This is a genomic window from Anaerosacchariphilus hominis (genome assembly GCF_014290175.1).
In the GTDB taxonomy this organism is placed as follows: Bacteria; Bacillota; Clostridia; order Lachnospirales; family Lachnospiraceae; genus Laedolimicola; species Laedolimicola hominis.
Genome location: NZ_JACOOR010000004.1, coordinates 24,554 through 40,733, shown reverse-complemented (window position 1 = coordinate 40,733; position 16,180 = coordinate 24,554). Strand labels below are relative to the sequence as shown.

The following is a 16,180-nucleotide window of genomic DNA, read 5'->3' as shown; positions in this document are numbered from 1 at the left end:
CCCTGCGTTTTAATTCAGGTGTTCCACCGCGGCCCGCTCGATGGCCAGGCCCTCCCGGTAGCGTTTCTGGAATTCATCGAAACCCTTGACATCCTCCGGATCCGGGGCAAGAGTTTCGCCCTTCTCGCCTGCGAATACCCGGTTGTTCAGGTAATCGCCCAGACTCTCGCCATCCTTCTTTTCTTTCATATAAGCTGCCAGCAGGGCAATACCCCAGGCGCCGCCTTCTCCTGCGGTCTCCATAACGGTAACCGGAACGTCCATAGCCGCCGCCATGATGCTCTGGCCCACGCCCTTCGTCTTGAAGAGTCCGCCGTGACCCATGACTTCGTCTGCCTGTACGCCTTCTTCCTTGAACAGGATATCCAGACCGGTTTTCAAAGCGCCCAGCGCTGTATACAGATGTGTTCTCATGAAGTTTGCCAGCGTAAGCTTCGCGTCCGGTGTGCGGACAAACAGCGGTCTTCCCTCTTCAAAGCCTGTCAGATGCTCGCCGGAGAAATAGTTGTATGCCAGCAGTCCCCCGCAGTCCTTATCTGCATCCAGGGCCTTGCGATACAGGGTACCGAACAGCTCGTTCATATCTACCTTCATGCCAAAGCTCTCGGCAAATTCCTTGAAAAGTCCGACCCAGGCGTTCAGATCAGAGGTACAGTTGTTGCAGTGCACCATACCTACCAGACTGCCGTCCGGCGTCGTTACCAGGTCAATCTCCGGATGAACCTTCTTTAAGTCATGCTCCAGTACGATCATGGCAAATACGGAGGTACCTGCGGATACATTACCGGTTCTCTGGGCTACGCTGTTGGTGGCCACCATTCCGGTACCTGCATCGCCCTCCGGCGGACACATGGGAATGCCGCTCTCCAGAGCCCCAGAAGGATCCAGAAGCTTTGCGCCTGCCTCTGTCAGCACGCCTGCCCGCTCTCCCGCATTCTGTACCTTCGGCAGGATTTCACGAATCTTCCAGCCAAAGCCCTTGTCAGCCACATTGTCCTGGAACTTATCCAGCATTTCCCCGTTAAACTGCTTGGTAGCCGTGTCAATCGGGAACATACCGGAGGCCTCACCTACGCCCAGGGTCTTCTCTCCGGTCAGCTGCCAGTGAATATAGCCTGCCAGCGTGGTCATAAAATCGATTTCCGGCACATGCTCCTCGCCATTCAGAATCGCCTGATACAGGTGAGCAATGCTCCATCTCTGGGGAATATTGTACTGAAACAGTTCGGTCAGCTCCCGGGAAGCCTCACCGGTAATGGTATTTCTCCAGGTACGGAAGGGAACCAGCTGCTTTCCATCCTTATCAAATACCAGATAGCCGTGCATCATGGCGCTGATTCCGATGGAGCCCACCCTGGTAAGCTCTGCGCCGTATTTTTCCTTCACGTCCTCTTTCAGGGAAGCGAAGCTGCCCTGCAGTCCCTTCCAGACCAGATCCAGGGGATAGGTCCAGATACCGTTGCGAAGCTGGTTCTCCCAGTCAAAATTGCCCACTGCGACAGCCTTGTAGCTTTCATCTACCAGTACCGCCTTGATACGGGTGGAACCCAATTCAATACCAAGGGATGTTTTTCCATTTAAAATAGCATCTTTTACTGTATTCACGCTCTTAGCCTCCACTATTATTCGTGTATTTGCCGTTTTCAAACGAACTTCTACTCTATTTATACATCAGTTTGCACAACTCATCAACGAGAAAAAAGAAAAGCAGTACAACTTTTCGCATAAAGTTGTACTGCTTTTTTATCTTACATTTTTCCTGTCCGCTACTGCTTCAGATTTACATCCAGCTGGTTAAAGGGAATCTCGATTCCGTTTTCATCAAAGGCTGTCTTTATCTTCTCCATCAAATCCCATCGGACGGTCCAATAGTCCTCTGCCCGCACCCAGCAGCAGATTTTCAGGTTCACCGCGCTGTCTGCCAGCCCGTCTACCACCACCATTTTATCCTGATCCTGCATAACGGCAGGCTGTTCCTCCAGAAGCCTCAGGCAGACCTCCTTTGCCAGCTTCAGGTTGGCGGTATAACCGATACCTACTACAATATCGATCCGTCTTTTTTCCTCGGCCGTCACGTTGATCAGGCTACTGTTGGAAAGCGTGCCATTGGGAATCACGACCTTTTTATTGTCTACCGTCAGTAAGGTAGTGTAAAACATCTCGATCTTGGTCACTTTTCCTTCCAAGTTGCCTGAGGTATAGATGATATAATCCCCTACCTTGAAGGGCTTGATCAGCAGAATCAGTACACCGCCCGCAAAATTGGAAAGGCTACCCTGGAAGGCCAGACCGATAGTCAGACCTGCGGACCCCACCAAGGCCATCACCGAGGTGGTATCCACTCCGATGCCGTCCGCCAGGAACATGATCAGCAGGAAATACAAAAGCAGCTTGATCAGGGAGTCCATAAACTGCATAACGCCCACGTCTGCCCCCGCCCGCTCCATGGAGCGGCGCACAATTTTGCGGACCAGCTTAATCAGTCTGCTGCCCACAAGGAATAAAAGAACGGTCAGCAGAAGCCGGATCCCGAAGCCGATAGCTACCGGAAGATATTTATCCAGATACTCCTGGGTTTTGCTGATCTGCTGAGTTACGTTTTCTATATTTTCGGTAATCTGTGTCGCAAGCTCCGGAGAGTCCGCAACGGTCGCTAAAAACATCATGCTTTCTTCGTACGTCCCTTTCCTGAAGTCGTTTTTGTAGTCGGTTTTTCAGCCTTCTTCGCTGCAGCCTTCTTTCCCGTCGGCTTTTTCTCCTTTACCGGCAGCTTATCCTCCGTACAGGTAAATACTGCGATTCCCATGGGCGGAACCGTAATCTCAATGGAATCCTCAAAGCCGTCGCACTCGGATTTCTTTGAGGTCTTCACACGCTTATTGCGGACATCGCTGCCGCCAAACTGCTCATGATCGCTGTTGAAGATCTCCTTATAACGTCCTTCAAAGGGAACGCCCAACTTATGCTTCTCATAGACCAGCGGGGAGAAGTTGCAGACCACAAGCAGTGTCTCCGCTTCCGCTTTCCGCAGGAATACCAGCATATTTTCATTGGCAGAAATATTATTGATCCACTGGAAGCCCTCGGGGATGCAGTCCCGCTCGTAGAGGGCCGGATGGGCCTTCACCAAAGCGTTCAGGGCCTTCACATAGCCCTGCATGTCGCTGTGATCCTGGTACTGCAGGAGATCCCAGTCCAGACTTTCCTTTTCATTCCATTCGTCAAAGGTGGCGAACTCCTGTCCCATGAAAAGAAGTTTCTTACCCGGATGCACAGCCATGAAGCCATAGGCCGCTCTCAGGTTGTTGAGCTGAGAATCCCGGTCGCCGGGCATTTTACCCACCATGGGGGATTTGCCGTGAACCACCTCGTCGTGGGAGAGGCTTAAGACGAAATTCTCGCTCCAGGCGTAGATAAAGCTGAAGGTCAGCACTCCATGATGATAACCCCGGAATACCGGATCATAGTGCATATAGCCCAGAAAATCATTCATCCAGCCCATGTTCCATTTGAAATCGAAGCCAAGCCCTTCCTGCTCCAGCGCTCCGGTTACCTTCGGCCATGCCGTAGATTCCTCTGCGATCAGGATAGCGCCGTCCTTTCGTTTCTTGTAGATGGAATTCAGATGCTTCAGAAACTCGATTGCCTCCAAGTTCTCCTTTCCGCCATAGATATTTGGCACCCACTCGCCCTCGTTTTTGCCGTAATCCAGGTACAGCATGGAAGCCACCGCGTCCATGCGAATGCCGTCGGCATGGTACTTTTCCGTCCAGAACAGCGCATTGGCGATGAGGAAGTTCTTCACCTGGGGACGGCCATAGTTATATAGGAGGGTTCCCCAATGGGGATGGGTTCCCTTACGCGGATCAAAATGCTCATAAAGGCAGGTGCCGTCAAAGCTCGCCAGACCAAAGGCATCCTTCGGAAAATGGGCCGGAACCCAGTCCAGAATCACGCCGATCCCCTGTCCGTGCAGGTAATCCATGAAATACATGAAGTCCTCCGGCGTGCCATAGCGGGCCGTAGGCGCATAATAGCCCGTTACCTGATAGCCCCAGGATTCATCCAGAGGATGCTCCATAATGGGCATCAGCTCCACATGCGTATAGCCCATTTCTTTTACGTAAGCGGCCAGCATCGGAGCCAGCTCCCGGTATGTATAAAACTCCCGACCGTTCTCTTCCTCCGGGTCCGGCTTCCGCCAGCTTCCCAGATGCACCTCATAGATCAGCATGGGCTCCTTTTTGTAATCTTTGCCTTTCCGCTGCTCCAGCCATTTTTCATCGGTCCAGGTAAAATCGCTGAGATCCGCGATCACAGAAGCTGTATCCGGCCGCAGTTCTGCCGCGTTGGCGTAAGGATCGGCCTTCAGCATGGGCAGACCCTGACGGGTCTTGATCTCATATTTATAGCAGGCTCCGGGCTTCAGTCCCGGGATAAACAGCTCGAAGATCCCTGCCTTTGGAATCCGGCACATGGGATGACGCCGTCCGTCCCACAGATTGAAGTCGCCAACCACGCTGACGCGTTCCGCATTTGGGGCCCATACGGCAAAGTAAATACCATCCACACCGTCTATGGCCATGGGATGGGCTCCCATTTTCTCATAAATGGTATAATGAATGCCCTGTTCAAAGGCTTCCAGATCCTTTTTTCCGAATACCTGAGGATGAAACCGGTAGCTGTCCTCCAACTCCTGTCGGTCCCCATTGTCATATTCCACCAGAAAGGTATAAGCCGGAACCGTCTTTCCCGGAATCAGTGCCGCGTAAAATCCGCCCTCATCCGCCTGCTCCATGGGGTACTCCGTGGCACCATCCGTTCCATGTACCTTTATGGTCACTGCTGTGGCTGTGGGCTGAAACGTCTGAATCAGGATGCTCCCCCTTACCCTGTGCGGACCCAGAATCTCCTGGGGTTTATCCTCCTCCGAGTAGACCAGTGCCTCGATCCGCGGCCAGTTCATCATTTCATACAGCTTCTTCTCCATACCTTTCTCCTCCTTATCCAATCCGCCGGCTACTTTTCTCCGGCGGCTTCAGATCAGTCCGTATCGCTCCAGTGCGTGCATCACACCGTCTTCCCACATGGGCTCTGTGGTGTAGGGGGCTCCCTTTAAAATGCTCTCTTCCGCATTGCCCATGCCGGTTCCATACTGTACATATTGTAACATTTCCATGTCGTTTGGGCCATCCCCAAATGCGTAAGTATTACAGAGGGGAATCTCCAGCTCCTCCAAAAGGATCCGGATGCCGTCTGCTTTTGAGATACCTTTGGGCATCAGTTCCGCAAAGGGCTGCCGCTCATAGCGGGCGATCTCAAAGGCCCGGTCAAGCTCCGGCAGCATGGCCTCAAAGGCCTCCGAATCAGGAATCTGTACCGTAATCTTGCAGGCCCGATCTGTCATGGGCTCCAGCTCCTTTAAGCGCTCCGGATACTCCTCCTTCAGCCGCTTCAGAATCCGAAACCAGGTAAAGGCCTCGCCCTCCATCCGACAGCTCAGATACTCCGGCCCCTCCAGGACCACGCAGCAGCCCGCCTTTTCCAGTCTGGGAATCATATTCAGCAGCAGACTGTTTGGCAGCAGCTCATTTCGCAGAATCTTCCCGCCATACTCCGCATAGGTGCCGGCTCCGGCGATGATCCCATCGTGCTCCAGCTCCAGCATTTCCGGAAACAGGGAAGCCACCGGGCGGCCTGTGCAGAGAATGACGCAGTGTCCGTTCTCCCGCAGCCGGTGCAGGGCTTCCCTGCTGCTGTCCGGCGTTCCCTTTCCAATCTCATAAATGGTTCCGTCCAGATCAAAAAATACAATCTTTTTCTCACTGCTCATAAATTCATAAACTCCTCTTCCGAAATCACCGGGATTCCCAGTTCCCGGGCTTTTTTATTTTTTGACGAACCGGAGGCGGTATCGTTGTTGATGAGATAGTCTGTCTTTCCGGTGACGCTTCCGGTCACCTTTCCGCCCCGCCTCTCGATCTCTTCCTTCAGCTCGTTCCGATTGGCATAACGGTTCAGACTACCGGTTACCACGAAAACCTTCCCCTTCAGATCCTGCTCTCCGGCCGTTTCTTCCTTTATAAGGGTCAGCTCCGAAAGCAACCGGTAAAACCGTTCCTTCTTTCCGGTATCCTGAAAGTACCCCACAAAACTTCCGGCGATGACCGCCCCGATGCCGTCGATGGCCGCCAGAGCCTCTGTATCAGCTGCCAGCACTGCTTCCACTTCATCCCCGAACTGCCTGCAGATCAGTTTCGCCCCCGACAGGCCGACATTCGGAATGCCCAGACTGTAAATGACCTTTGCAAGGGTGGTGACCCGGGCCCGCTCAATGCTGGCTGCCAGATTTTCATAGGACTTTTCGCCGAAGCCCTCCATCTCTACGATCTCCGCTCTGTGGGCATCCAGCTTGAAGATATCTGCAAACTCATGGATAAAGCCTCTTCCGATGAACTTCTCCAGAGACGCCTCAGACAGGCCCTCAATATTCAGAGCGTCCCGGCTGACAAACAGGGTAAAGGACTTGATTTTCTTGGCCTGACAGTCCGGATTCGTGCAGTACAGGGATTCCACGTCATTCACCTTCCGGATCTCTGTGGCTCCGCCGCAGACCGGACAGACCACCGGAATATCTCTTACGCCGCTCCGGGTTTTGTTCTCCGCAATCTGCGGGATGATCATATTGGCCTTATAGACCTCTATGGTATCCCCTACGCCCAGCTCCAGTCCCCGCATGATGCTGATATTATGGACACTGGCGCGGCTGACTGTGGTGCCCTCCAGCTCCACCGGTTCAAAGACGGCCACCGGATTAATGAGACCGGTTCTGGAAGGACTCCACTCGATCTCTGTAAGCCTGGTCTCCCGGATCTCGTCGGCCCATTTGAAGGCCATGGAATTCCGGGGGAACTTGGCTGTTCTTCCCAGGGACTCGCCGTAGGCAATGTCGTCGTACAGGGCCACCAGACCATCGGAGGGATACTCGTTCGTCTCGATGTGCTCCGCAAACCAGTCCATAGCTCCTGAAAGGGTCGCTCCCGTCACGATCTGATACTCCACCACGTCGAAGCCCTGTTCCTTCAGCCACAGGAACTGCTTCTCCCTGGAATTCTCAAAATCCACGCCTTCCGCCCGAACCAGGGCAAAGGCAAAGAAATGCACATTCCGCTTCGCGGTAATCTCATTATTCAGCTGACGCACGGACCCGCTGCAGAGGTTCCGGGGATTTTTATATTTGGCGTCCGCCTCTGGAATCTCCTCATTGATACGTTCAAATTCCCGATATCCGATGACTGCCTCTCCCCGGAGTACCAGTTCTCCCCGGAAAGGAATCCGTAAGGGCACATTTTTAAAGACCTTCGCATTGTTCGTAATGACCTCTCCCACCTCGCCGTTTCCCCGGGTGACCGCTTTAAAAAGCGCTCCGTCGCGGTAGGTCAGCACGATGGTCAGACCATCCAGTTTCCAGGAAAGAAGGGTACGGTGATCGCCGATCCATGCAGCAAGCGCCTCCCGGTCCTTGGTCTTGTCCAGGGAAAGCATGGGGCTTTCATGGCGCTCCTTGGGCAGCTCACTTAAAACCTCATAGCCCACATGAACCGTGGGGCTTCCTGCCAGAGTGGTTCCGGTCTCCCGCTCCAGAGCCGTCAGCTCATCGTAAAGAGCGTCGTACTCGTAATTGCTCATAATCTCCCGGGCTTCCTGATAGTAGGCCCGGCTGGCTGCGTTCAGTCGTTCCGTCAGCTCCCGCTGCCGCTTCTTCTTTTCTTCTGTTGAAAGATTCTGTATCTGAATATTCTGTTCTGTCTGATTCATCTGATTTCCCGCTTTCTAATTCCTGGAGTCCTTCAAAAGTTCTGTCAGCTCCTCCAGTTCCCCACCGTTGATCTTCCGCCAGGTGCCCGGCTTCATGCCCTTCAGTTCAATATTCAGAACTCTCACCCGCTTTAAAGACTCCACCTGATAGCCCAGGGTCTCGCACATGCGGCGGATCTGCCGATTCAGCCCCTGGGTCAGCACGATGCGGAAGCTGCATTTTCCCAGCTTCTCCACCTGACAGGGCCGCGTCACCGCATCCAGCAGTACCTCGCCCTTTTCCACCTTCCGGATCCGCACACCGAAGGCCATCTTTTTTAAGAAGGGCTCCGTCACCGGTTTGTTCACCCGCACCAGATACTCCTTCTCATGGTGGTTCGTGGAACGCATCATCCGATTTACCAGACTGCCGTCGTTGGTCATGAGAATCAGGCCTTCCGAATCCTTGTCCAGACGTCCGATGGGGTAAACGCGGCTTGGGTATCCCACATAATCCACGATATTGCGCTTTTCCCGCCTGTCTGTGGTGCAGATGACACCGGGAGGCTTGTATACAGCCAGAAGTATCTGCTCTTCTTTCTCTCCGCCCAGGATAGTATCACTCACCTGGACTCGCTGACCCGGACGGATCCGCTGACCGGTTCTGGCCGGCTCCCCATCCACCAGCACCTTACCGGCTTCTATCAGTCTGTCCGCTTCCCGTCGGCTGCATACGCCGGCTTCACTCAGATATTTATTTAAACGAATGTCTTCTGTATTCTTTTCTATATTCTCTCCCATAATCTCCTCCCGCCCGTGTTCTTTACGGGTTTTCGCCCGCTTTCCGCGAAAAAAACAGCAGTGGTGAATGAAACATTCACCACTGCCTATTATACTGGATATTTCCGTCAGAAGCAAGAAATACATCCTGTGATTAGCAAACGCCCTGGGCAAGCATAGCCTTCACGACTTTCTCAAAGCCTGCAATATTTGCGCCTACCACATAGTTCTTTGCGTAACCATAGCGCTCTGCTGCGTCTGCCGCATTGTGGAAGATATTTACCATGATGTTCTGAAGCTTTGCGTCTACCTCCTCAAAGGTCCAGTTGAGGCGCTCGCTGTTCTGAGACATCTCCAGTGCTGAGGTCGCTACACCGCCTGCGTTGGACGCCTTACCCGGAGCAAACAGAAGGCCATGCTCCTGGATATACTCGGTAGCCTCCAGAGTGGTGGGCATATTCGCGCCCTCTGCCACTGCGATGCAGCCATTTGCAACCAGTGCCTTCGCGTCGTCCAGCAGAAGCTCGTTCTGGGTCGCGCAGGGAAGAGCCAGGTCTACCTTTACGTTCCATACGCCGCGTCCCTCATGGTACTCAGAGTTCGGACGATACTTCTTGTACTCGGTCAGACGCGCGCGGTTCACCTCTTTGATCTCCTTCAGAGCTGCCACATCGATGCCTTCCGGATCGTATACCCAGCCGTTGGAGTCGCTGCAGGTCAGAACCTTGACGCCCAGCTGTGTTGCTTTTTCGATGGCGTAGATCGCCACGTTACCGGAACCGGATACGGCTGCGGTCTTGCCTGCGATATCAATGCCGTTGGCTTTCAACATCTCTTTTGTGAAGTACAGAAGTCCGTAGCCGGTAGCCTCTGTTCTTGCCAGGGATCCGCCGTAAGAAAGACCCTTTCCTGTGAGGACGCCCTCATAGAGGCCGGTCAGTCTTTTGTACTGTCCGTACATATAACCGATTTCTCTTGCGCCTGTTCCGATATCGCCTGCCGGAACGTCGGTATCTTTTCCAATATGTCTGTAAAGCTCTGTCATGAAGCTCTGGCAGAATGCCATGACCTCTCTGTCAGACTTGCCCTTCGGATCGAAATCGGAACCACCCTTGCCGCCGCCGATGGGAAGTCCGGTCAGGGAATTCTTGAAAATCTGCTCAAAGCCCAGAAACTTGATGATTCCCACATTTACGGACGGATGGAGACGAAGGCCTCCCTTGTAGGGTCCGATGGCGCTGTTGAACTGTACACGGTAACCTACGTTTACCTGAACCTGTCCCTTATCATCCACCCACGGAACCCGGAACTTGATCTGACGCTCCGGCTCAACCAGACGCTCCAGGATCGCTTCCTTGCGGTACTGCTCCTCATGAGCTTCCACCACCGGACGCAGAGACTCCAGAACCTCTTTCACTGCCTGATGGAACTCCGGCTCGCCCGGGTTCTTTGTAACGACTTTCTCGATGACCTCATCAACGTAAGACATTTGTGTTTCCTCCTCTAATCTTCCCTTTTCGTATACTTTTTTGCACCACTCTCTTTTTGAGCACAAAAAAAGGCGTACCAAAATAGAAACGCGCTTTACGCTTCTTTTCGACGCCTTTGTCGTAGCCTATTATGCCATGATCTTTTTTCCTTTGCAAGGTTTTTTTGCACAAAATCCAAAAAAATTTTCCCAGACCTTATTTCTATAAATAATTTTTCAGGCATTGGATGTTCTTTTCTTCAAAATCCATCAGTTCCTCCGCCAGTTCGCAGTAATCCTTTCGGGCACTTTTGTTTTTCTTCACCGCTTTCATCAGATCCGTGATCCGGTCGGCCTGTTCCTCGATCATCAGCTCCGCCACATGCTCTGTACTGGTATTCAGCATGGTATTGGCCTGCAGGGCGGTCCAGTGCATGGCCCGACCCACGGCAGTCTCCTCCTCCGGTCGGCTGCTGGCATCTCGAATCTTCTCCGTCACCCGATCCTCGAAATTCTGGAACCGCAGGGCCTGTCGGTTCAAATCCAGCGCCAGATCCTCGTCATACACCTTGCTTATCACCGTATTGATGGCCTCCTGCGCCTTTTTACTGCTGCGGTACGCCTCGTTCAGCACCGCCATATCCGCGCTTGTCAGCATAAAAAAATCTCCTTTCCCAAAGCCTTATGGCTTTAGGATATGGAGATTTTTTCAGAATATTCTAAGTTTTGTCCTTACTCCAGGAACTCTGTCTTGCAGTAACACTCTTTGCCATTGTAGCTGATCTTACTCCAACCATCGTCGTAGCTCTCAATCTGGGTCACATGCTCGCCCTGGTATGCCGTCCCCAGATTCTCCGCGTCGGTGCTGGGCTCGGAACGGAGCCGGACGCTCTCGGTAAACCGGGTCTCACGGTTCTGGGCAGTGGCGTTGCCCTCAGAAGCAGTCTCCTCTGAAGCTTCTTCCGCCGGCTGTTCCTCCTGGTTTTCCTCTGCAGTCTCCTCCGGCGTGGTCTCCTCTTCCTCTACAGCAGTCTCCGCGGAATCCTGAGCGATCTTCCGATAACGCTCTTCCTGCTTTGCCAGATTCTCGTCCGCGGCCTTAGCCTCCTCGTACTTGGTCTTTACCTCCTCACGAAGGGCAAGTACATCGTCCTCCTGGGCCATCTTTTCCACATATGCGTTCAGTTCCTCGCTGGCTTCTCCGTTCAGAATACAGAGCTTACCCTCGTCATTGGTATAGACATACAACGGGGAAAGTCCCGGCGCCGGGGTATCAATCTGAGAAAACTTCAGCTCATAGTATACAAATACAAGATAGGATCCGTCTTCCAGCCCCTTTTTGGTATAACAGGAAATATTCTGGTAGCCCTCCACCAGATCCCGGGAACGGAGAATCCGATTCTGCTCCTCCTCGCTGATCTCATCCACTACAGAGGCCAGACCTTCCATATCGCCTGAGGACATATCATCGTAATACTGCTGAACGATGTCGTTCACCTCCGGATAGGCGTCCTGCTCCAACGGGTTACTCTCCGCTGCCTCTGCGCTTCCATCCGTGTCTGCCTGCTGCTCCGCTGCTGTCTTCACCGCAGTACCGTCGCTGTCGGTCTTTTTCTTTCCGCTGCTTCCGGCCAGGCTCGCTCCGGCCACAACCACCAGACACAGGGCAATACATCCCACCGCTGCCTGGCGCTTATGCTCTACGACCCAGCTTCCCAGCTTTTCCTTATCCAGAATTTCTTTTATATGCTCTACAGAAAATTTCATGTCTGCCTCCTGCTATCTGTATTCTATAACAGGTAATTCCGCTGGAATTCCCTGTCACAGAAAGTTTATCACGCTACGATTAGTTACATACAATTAACAAACGTAACAATTTCGTAACAAATCGATTGTAACAAACTTGAAAGCAAAAGGCAACCATTATTTGTGATTATTTCGTGACTATTTCGTAAAAAAACTATAAACTACTATGATTCCACCAGGGAAAGCTGCCCGGAAATGGGCGAATAATAATAGATATTGTCGGATAATACCTCGGTTTCCCGTACCTGGGTTTCATTGATATCCCGCACTATGGACTGCAGCTCCTTTGTGTCCTCCACAGCCGAGGCCGGAATGAGAATCACTTCATGGATACTGCTGGGAAGCACATAGTAGGCCTCCCCCAACCGATCTCCGCAGCTTTTTAATACGCCCTCGTAGAGGATACAGACTGCTCCCAGGCTCCTGACCGTATTCGTCAGCACATACATGGGCACGTCCGCCTGCCCAAGCGTCTCCTGACCCCCGGACAGCTCCTTGATCATCACCGACATTTCCTCCAGCCTGGCGGGCAGCAGTCGTCCCGCATTGGCTCTCGCATCCCGGTACAGCTCTCCCATGGTACAGTCCCATAGCTTCAGATGGCTGTTGTGAATCAGCACTGTGGCGTTTCCCACCGGCGTCTCCCGTAGATAACAGTAGAATACGATGGCCAGATCCAGAAACGGCAGATGAGGCACCTTCTGGAGCAGTTCCCGGTTCTTTTCGTAATTCACCAGCTTGTACACCACCCCCTGGCGTACCTTCTCATAATCCGAGAAAAAGCTTACATCGAAGTTTTCCTCCAGCTCGCAGTCCTCGCAGCACTCCAGGATCTCCTCATAGATCCCACGAAGGGAGCAGCCGTCCAGATACTCCCGGTAATAGGCCTCCAGATAGATGGTGGGCGCCACTCGATGCCCCTGCTTTCGGATGGACAGTCCATCCATAATGATCCCGTTATTTTTCTCCATAGGGATCAGATCCAGTTTCGTTCCGCCAGGCAGGGATTCCCGCAGAAATCCCGTCACGGAACTTACAAATTCCTGATAATTCATACGCTTGTCCTTTCTGACTTCTGATTTTATCGTTCGCTTTCGTTCTTCATCCGCCTGTCCGGATCGGTTGTATTTTCGTTGGAAATTCTGCGGCGAACCGCCGCTTGAATGGAAGATATTGTCATTATACTGGAATTTTTTTACTTATGCAAGCTTTTTTTACTGGAATTTTTTTATTTTTCCACTTGCATTCCCCCATTTTTTGTTGTAGAATATTCGGGTAGTCAAAACGCATCTGTAGCTCAGTGGATAGAGCACTGGCCTCCGACGCCAGGTGTCGCTAGTTCGAATCTAGTCAGATGCACTTCTACATTGATCAGGATAGCGTCAGGCAGCAGCCTGGCGCTATTTTGCTGTTCTATTATTTTTTTGTTCATCCTTCCGTTTCCCCCGAAATCCCAGATAGGCGCTGCAGGCGCTAATGCCCAGAATAATCAGCATTACATGAGAATACTCCCCCGCCAGGAAGGTAATATACTCCCAGGACTCTCCCATAAAAGCCCCCAGGGAAATGAGCAACGTATTCCAGATCACTGTGCCCGCCGTAGTATACAGGAAGAATTCCGGCAGCGCCATACGGCTCATGCCCGCCGGAATGGAAATAAGGCTTCGGACCACCGGCACACAACGGCAGAAAAACACCGTCTTTTTTCCCCTTTTCCGGAACCAGTCGTCTGCCTTCCCGATATCCTCCTCTTTCAGACGGAGAACTTTTCCCACTCTCCCTGATACCAGACGCCTCAGCCTTTTCTCATCCAGAATCCGTCCCACTCCGTAGAGTGCCGCCGCCCCCGCCAGGGAACCCAGCGTGGAAAAGAAAATGGTCCCCGCCAGGGTAAGCCCCGTGTGAATGGTCAGAAAGCCGCCAAAAGGCAGAATTACTTCCGAGGGTATGGGAGGAAACAGATTTTCCAGCAAAATCAGGAAAAAGATCCCCGGATATCCATACTGCTCCATGACTCCCAGCACAAAGCTTTTCACTTTTTCGCCTCCTGCCTTGCTCTTGCCTCATTTTATGCAGGGAAAACCGGAATCATCCCTGTTCTTTTCCCGCTTCCTCCTGAAGATTTTCAAAGATTTTCTGAATATTTTTCAAGGGCACTGTTCAAGCGAACTTTCTTCTGTTAAAATAATAATAATTATGGCCGTCTCCGGCGGCAGAAAAGAGGTTTTCAGAATGGAAACAGACAATCGACTGATGATATCGAATTTACAGAAGCTTGATCATTTTTATTCGCTGATGTCCCGGGCCACGAATCTTCCCTATACAGAATGTGACGCCGAAACCTTCGACGATCAGATTTTCATTTTTACCGAGGAGGCGGATGCCAATGCCATGGCGGAAAAGCTGAACGCAGACCGCTATCCCGTCACCGTGGCCAATTTTGACCGGGTGAAAATGCAGGCCCTCTACACCGGCCTCTATCTCACGGGCGTGAACCGGGTGGCCTTCCACAACGGCTCCGGCCTTTGCTATCTGCCTCTGGCCTCCATCGTAACCATCAAAAAGCCTGAACAGAAACCCGGTATGGCTCCGGTCATGAACGATTCCCTGCAGATGACCGCTGTATATTTTCTGCAGGAACTGCGCCGTCCGGACGTGGAAAATTCTCCTGAGCGGACTTCAAAGCTCCGGGAACTGGAGCAGGAGCTTATCGCCAATCTGCTCCGTTCCCGCTTTATCGTGGCGCTGGACACCACTGACGTGAAAGGGACACCGGATCTGTCCAAGCCCAACCCGGATCTGAAGCTTCCCTTCCTGAAGAACCAGTCCAGCGATACAATGCAGCCCATCTTCTCGGATCTCTGGGAGTTTGAGAAATTCCGGGTTAAAAATCCCCGGAAGCTGCAACCTCTGGCCCTTCCCTTCCAGAAGCTGATCCCCTCCCTTATTCAGGATATCCGCGGCTATGTGCTGAACCCCATGGGCTTTAACCTGATGCTGCCGAAAGACCGGGTGGAAACGCTGATAAAACAGTCATAACCTGCAGGCTGTTCCGCCACCCCGGCTCAACTGAAATTTCAAAAAAAGAAAAAAAGACTGCGGTTCCAACCTCTGTCCTGATGGTGGAACCGCAGTCTTTTTATCTTACTGCATTTTATACTTGCTATCTTTTATACATTAAACCGGAACAGGATCACATCGCCGTCCTTGACCACGTAGTCCTTTCCTTCCAGACCCACCAGACCCTTTTCCTTGGCTGCGGAGTAGCTGCCGCAGTCCAGCAGATCCTGATAGTTTACCACCTCGGCGCGGATGAAGCCACGCTCGAAGTCAGAGTGAATCTTGCCTGCTGCCTGGGGCGCTTTGGTTCCCCGGGTGATGGTCCATGCGCGGGTCTCGGTCTCCCCTGCGGTCAGGTAGCTGATAAGACCCAGCAGATGGTAGCTTGCGCGGATCAGCTTGTCCAGTCCGGACTCCTTCAGACCCAAATCCTCCAGGAACATGGACTTTTCATCATCGTCCAGCTCGGAGATCTCCTCCTCGATCTGGGCGCAGATCACAAAGACCTCGCTGCCATTCTCGGCTGCATACTTGCGGACAGCCTCCACATGAGGATTGGAAGCGCCGTCGTCGGCCAGATCATCCTCGCCTACATTTGCCGCAAAGATCACCGGCTTGTAGGTCAGCAGATTGTAGCTTAAAAGCCATGCCTGCTCGTCCTCGTCGTCGGTGGTGAAGCCGGACGCCATTTTCCCGTCCTCCAGCCATGCTTTCAGGCGGTTCAGAAGCTCCAGTTCCTTGGCCAGGGCCTTGTCGTTCCGGGCGCCGCGGACGGTCTTGGAGATACGCCGCTCCAGAATCTCCAGATCGGAGAAGATCAGCTCCAGATTAATGGTTTCGATGTCCCGGATAGGATCTACGCTGCCGTCCACATGGATGACATTGGGATCCTCGAAGCAACGGACCACGTGTACGATGGCATCCACCTCACGGATATTTGCCAGGAACTGGTTGCCCAGGCCTTCGCCCTTGGACGCGCCCTTCACCAGACCTGCGATATCCACGAACTCGATGACTGCAGGGGTCACCTTGGCGGAATGGTACATATTCGCCAGCAGTCCCAGACGGGCGTCGGGCACCGCCACCACGCCCACGTTGGGATCGATGGTACAGAAGGGATAGTTTGCAGACTCCGCGCCTGCCTTGGTCAAAGAATTAAACAGGGTACTCTTGCCGACATTCGGCAGACCCACGATACCTAATTTCATTTTTATCTTTACCTTTCCGAAAACCCTTTATTTATGCGGGTTTTCGCCTTTCTCTATATTT

The 16,180-nt window shown here is 52.7% G+C and carries 13 protein-coding genes and 1 tRNA gene; 2 read left to right on the top strand and 12 right to left on the bottom strand.

The features are described from left to right. Positions 1–9: 9 nt before the first annotated feature. From H8S44_RS07305 to H8S44_RS07260, 10 genes are all read right to left on the bottom strand, one after another. On the bottom strand, positions 10–1,605 hold the full coding sequence (locus tag H8S44_RS07305; RefSeq protein ID WP_186871893.1) for a xylulokinase: 1,596 nt from the start codon (positions 1,603–1,605) through the stop codon (positions 10–12). A gap of 161 nt (positions 1,606–1,766) precedes the next feature. Further along, positions 1,767–2,666: a mechanosensitive ion channel family protein gene (locus H8S44_RS07300; protein ID WP_243167513.1), complete on the bottom strand. Its 900-nt coding sequence runs from the start codon at positions 2,664–2,666 to the stop codon at positions 1,767–1,769. Continuing rightward, positions 2,663–4,990, bottom strand: a complete 2,328-nt coding sequence (gene glgB, locus H8S44_RS07295; protein ID WP_186871892.1) for a 1,4-alpha-glucan branching protein GlgB — start codon at positions 4,988–4,990, stop codon at positions 2,663–2,665. Before glgB ends, H8S44_RS07300 begins: the two co-directional genes overlap by 4 nt. 48 nt (positions 4,991–5,038) lie before the next feature. Then, positions 5,039–5,833 (bottom strand): Cof-type HAD-IIB family hydrolase, encoded by a 795-nt coding sequence (locus H8S44_RS07290; protein ID WP_186871891.1) that lies wholly within the window; start codon positions 5,831–5,833, stop codon positions 5,039–5,041. Then, the gene (gene ligA / locus H8S44_RS07285; RefSeq protein ID WP_186871890.1) at positions 5,830–7,818 is read right to left on the bottom strand and encodes an NAD-dependent DNA ligase LigA; all 1,989 of its coding nucleotides are present in this window, start codon (positions 7,816–7,818) and stop codon (positions 5,830–5,832) included. The genes H8S44_RS07290 and ligA overlap by 4 nt, the downstream gene beginning before the upstream one ends. Positions 7,819–7,833: 15 nt before the next feature. Then, the gene (locus H8S44_RS07280) at positions 7,834–8,598 is read right to left on the bottom strand and encodes a pseudouridine synthase (RefSeq protein WP_186871889.1); all 765 of its coding nucleotides are present in this window, start codon (positions 8,596–8,598) and stop codon (positions 7,834–7,836) included. Positions 8,599–8,731: 133 nt separating this feature from the next. Then, positions 8,732–10,066: an NADP-specific glutamate dehydrogenase gene (gdhA, locus tag H8S44_RS07275; protein ID WP_186871888.1), complete on the bottom strand. Its 1,335-nt coding sequence runs from the start codon at positions 10,064–10,066 to the stop codon at positions 8,732–8,734. A 202-nt stretch (positions 10,067–10,268) separates the two neighbouring features. Beyond that, positions 10,269–10,703 carry a hypothetical protein gene (locus H8S44_RS07270; protein ID WP_186871887.1) on the bottom strand — a complete coding sequence of 145 codons (435 nt, stop codon included), beginning with the start codon at positions 10,701–10,703 and terminating at the stop codon, positions 10,269–10,271. A 74-nt stretch (positions 10,704–10,777) separates the two neighbouring features. Then, the gene (locus H8S44_RS07265; protein ID WP_186871886.1) at positions 10,778–11,812 is read right to left on the bottom strand and encodes an SH3 domain-containing protein; all 1,035 of its coding nucleotides are present in this window, start codon (positions 11,810–11,812) and stop codon (positions 10,778–10,780) included. 203 nt (positions 11,813–12,015) lie between these two features. Next, entirely contained in the window at positions 12,016–12,906 is an 891-nt protein-coding gene (locus tag H8S44_RS07260; protein WP_186871885.1) for a DUF5688 family protein, read from the bottom strand. Positions 12,907–13,137: 231 nt separating this feature from the next. Here H8S44_RS07260 and H8S44_RS07255 point away from each other — a divergent pair. Then, positions 13,138–13,210, top strand: a tRNA-Arg gene (locus tag H8S44_RS07255). 41 nt (positions 13,211–13,251) lie between these two features. Here the strand turns inward: H8S44_RS07255 and H8S44_RS07250 are convergent. After that, positions 13,252–13,887, bottom strand: a complete 636-nt coding sequence (locus H8S44_RS07250; protein ID WP_186871884.1) for a DedA family protein — start codon at positions 13,885–13,887, stop codon at positions 13,252–13,254. Between the two features lie 196 nt (positions 13,888–14,083). On the opposite strand from H8S44_RS07250, the gene H8S44_RS07245 reads away from it, so the two are divergent. Next, positions 14,084–14,890 (top strand): SseB family protein, encoded by an 807-nt coding sequence (locus H8S44_RS07245; RefSeq protein WP_186871883.1) that lies wholly within the window; start codon positions 14,084–14,086, stop codon positions 14,888–14,890. A gap of 131 nt (positions 14,891–15,021) precedes the next feature. On the opposite strand, the gene ychF is transcribed toward H8S44_RS07245, so the two are convergent. After that, on the bottom strand, positions 15,022–16,119 hold the full coding sequence (gene ychF / locus H8S44_RS07240; protein ID WP_186871882.1) for a redox-regulated ATPase YchF: 1,098 nt from the start codon (positions 16,117–16,119) through the stop codon (positions 15,022–15,024). Positions 16,120–16,180 lie beyond the last annotated feature (61 nt).

Coding starts and splice junctions, on each gene's coding strand:
- H8S44_RS07300 (WP_243167513.1), bottom strand. CDS start 2,666: ATGATGTTTTTAGCGACCGTTGCGGACTCTCCGGAGCTTGCGACACAG.
- glgB (WP_186871892.1), bottom strand. CDS start 4,990: ATGGAGAAGAAGCTGTATGAAATGATGAACTGGCCGCGGATCGAGGCA.
- H8S44_RS07290 (WP_186871891.1), bottom strand. CDS start 5,833: ATGAGCAGTGAGAAAAAGATTGTATTTTTTGATCTGGACGGAACCATT.
- ligA (WP_186871890.1), bottom strand. CDS start 7,818: ATGAATCAGACAGAACAGAATATTCAGATACAGAATCTTTCAACAGAA.
- H8S44_RS07280 (WP_186871889.1), bottom strand. CDS start 8,598: ATGGGAGAGAATATAGAAAAGAATACAGAAGACATTCGTTTAAATAAA.
- gdhA (WP_186871888.1), bottom strand. CDS start 10,066: ATGTCTTACGTTGATGAGGTCATCGAGAAAGTCGTTACAAAGAACCCG.
- H8S44_RS07270 (WP_186871887.1), bottom strand. CDS start 10,703: ATGCTGACAAGCGCGGATATGGCGGTGCTGAACGAGGCGTACCGCAGC.
- H8S44_RS07265 (WP_186871886.1), bottom strand. CDS start 11,812: ATGAAATTTTCTGTAGAGCATATAAAAGAAATTCTGGATAAGGAAAAG.
- H8S44_RS07260 (WP_186871885.1), bottom strand. CDS start 12,906: ATGAATTATCAGGAATTTGTAAGTTCCGTGACGGGATTTCTGCGGGAA.
- H8S44_RS07245 (WP_186871883.1), top strand. CDS start 14,084: ATGGAAACAGACAATCGACTGATGATATCGAATTTACAGAAGCTTGAT.
- ychF (WP_186871882.1), bottom strand. CDS start 16,119: ATGAAATTAGGTATCGTGGGTCTGCCGAATGTCGGCAAGAGTACCCTG.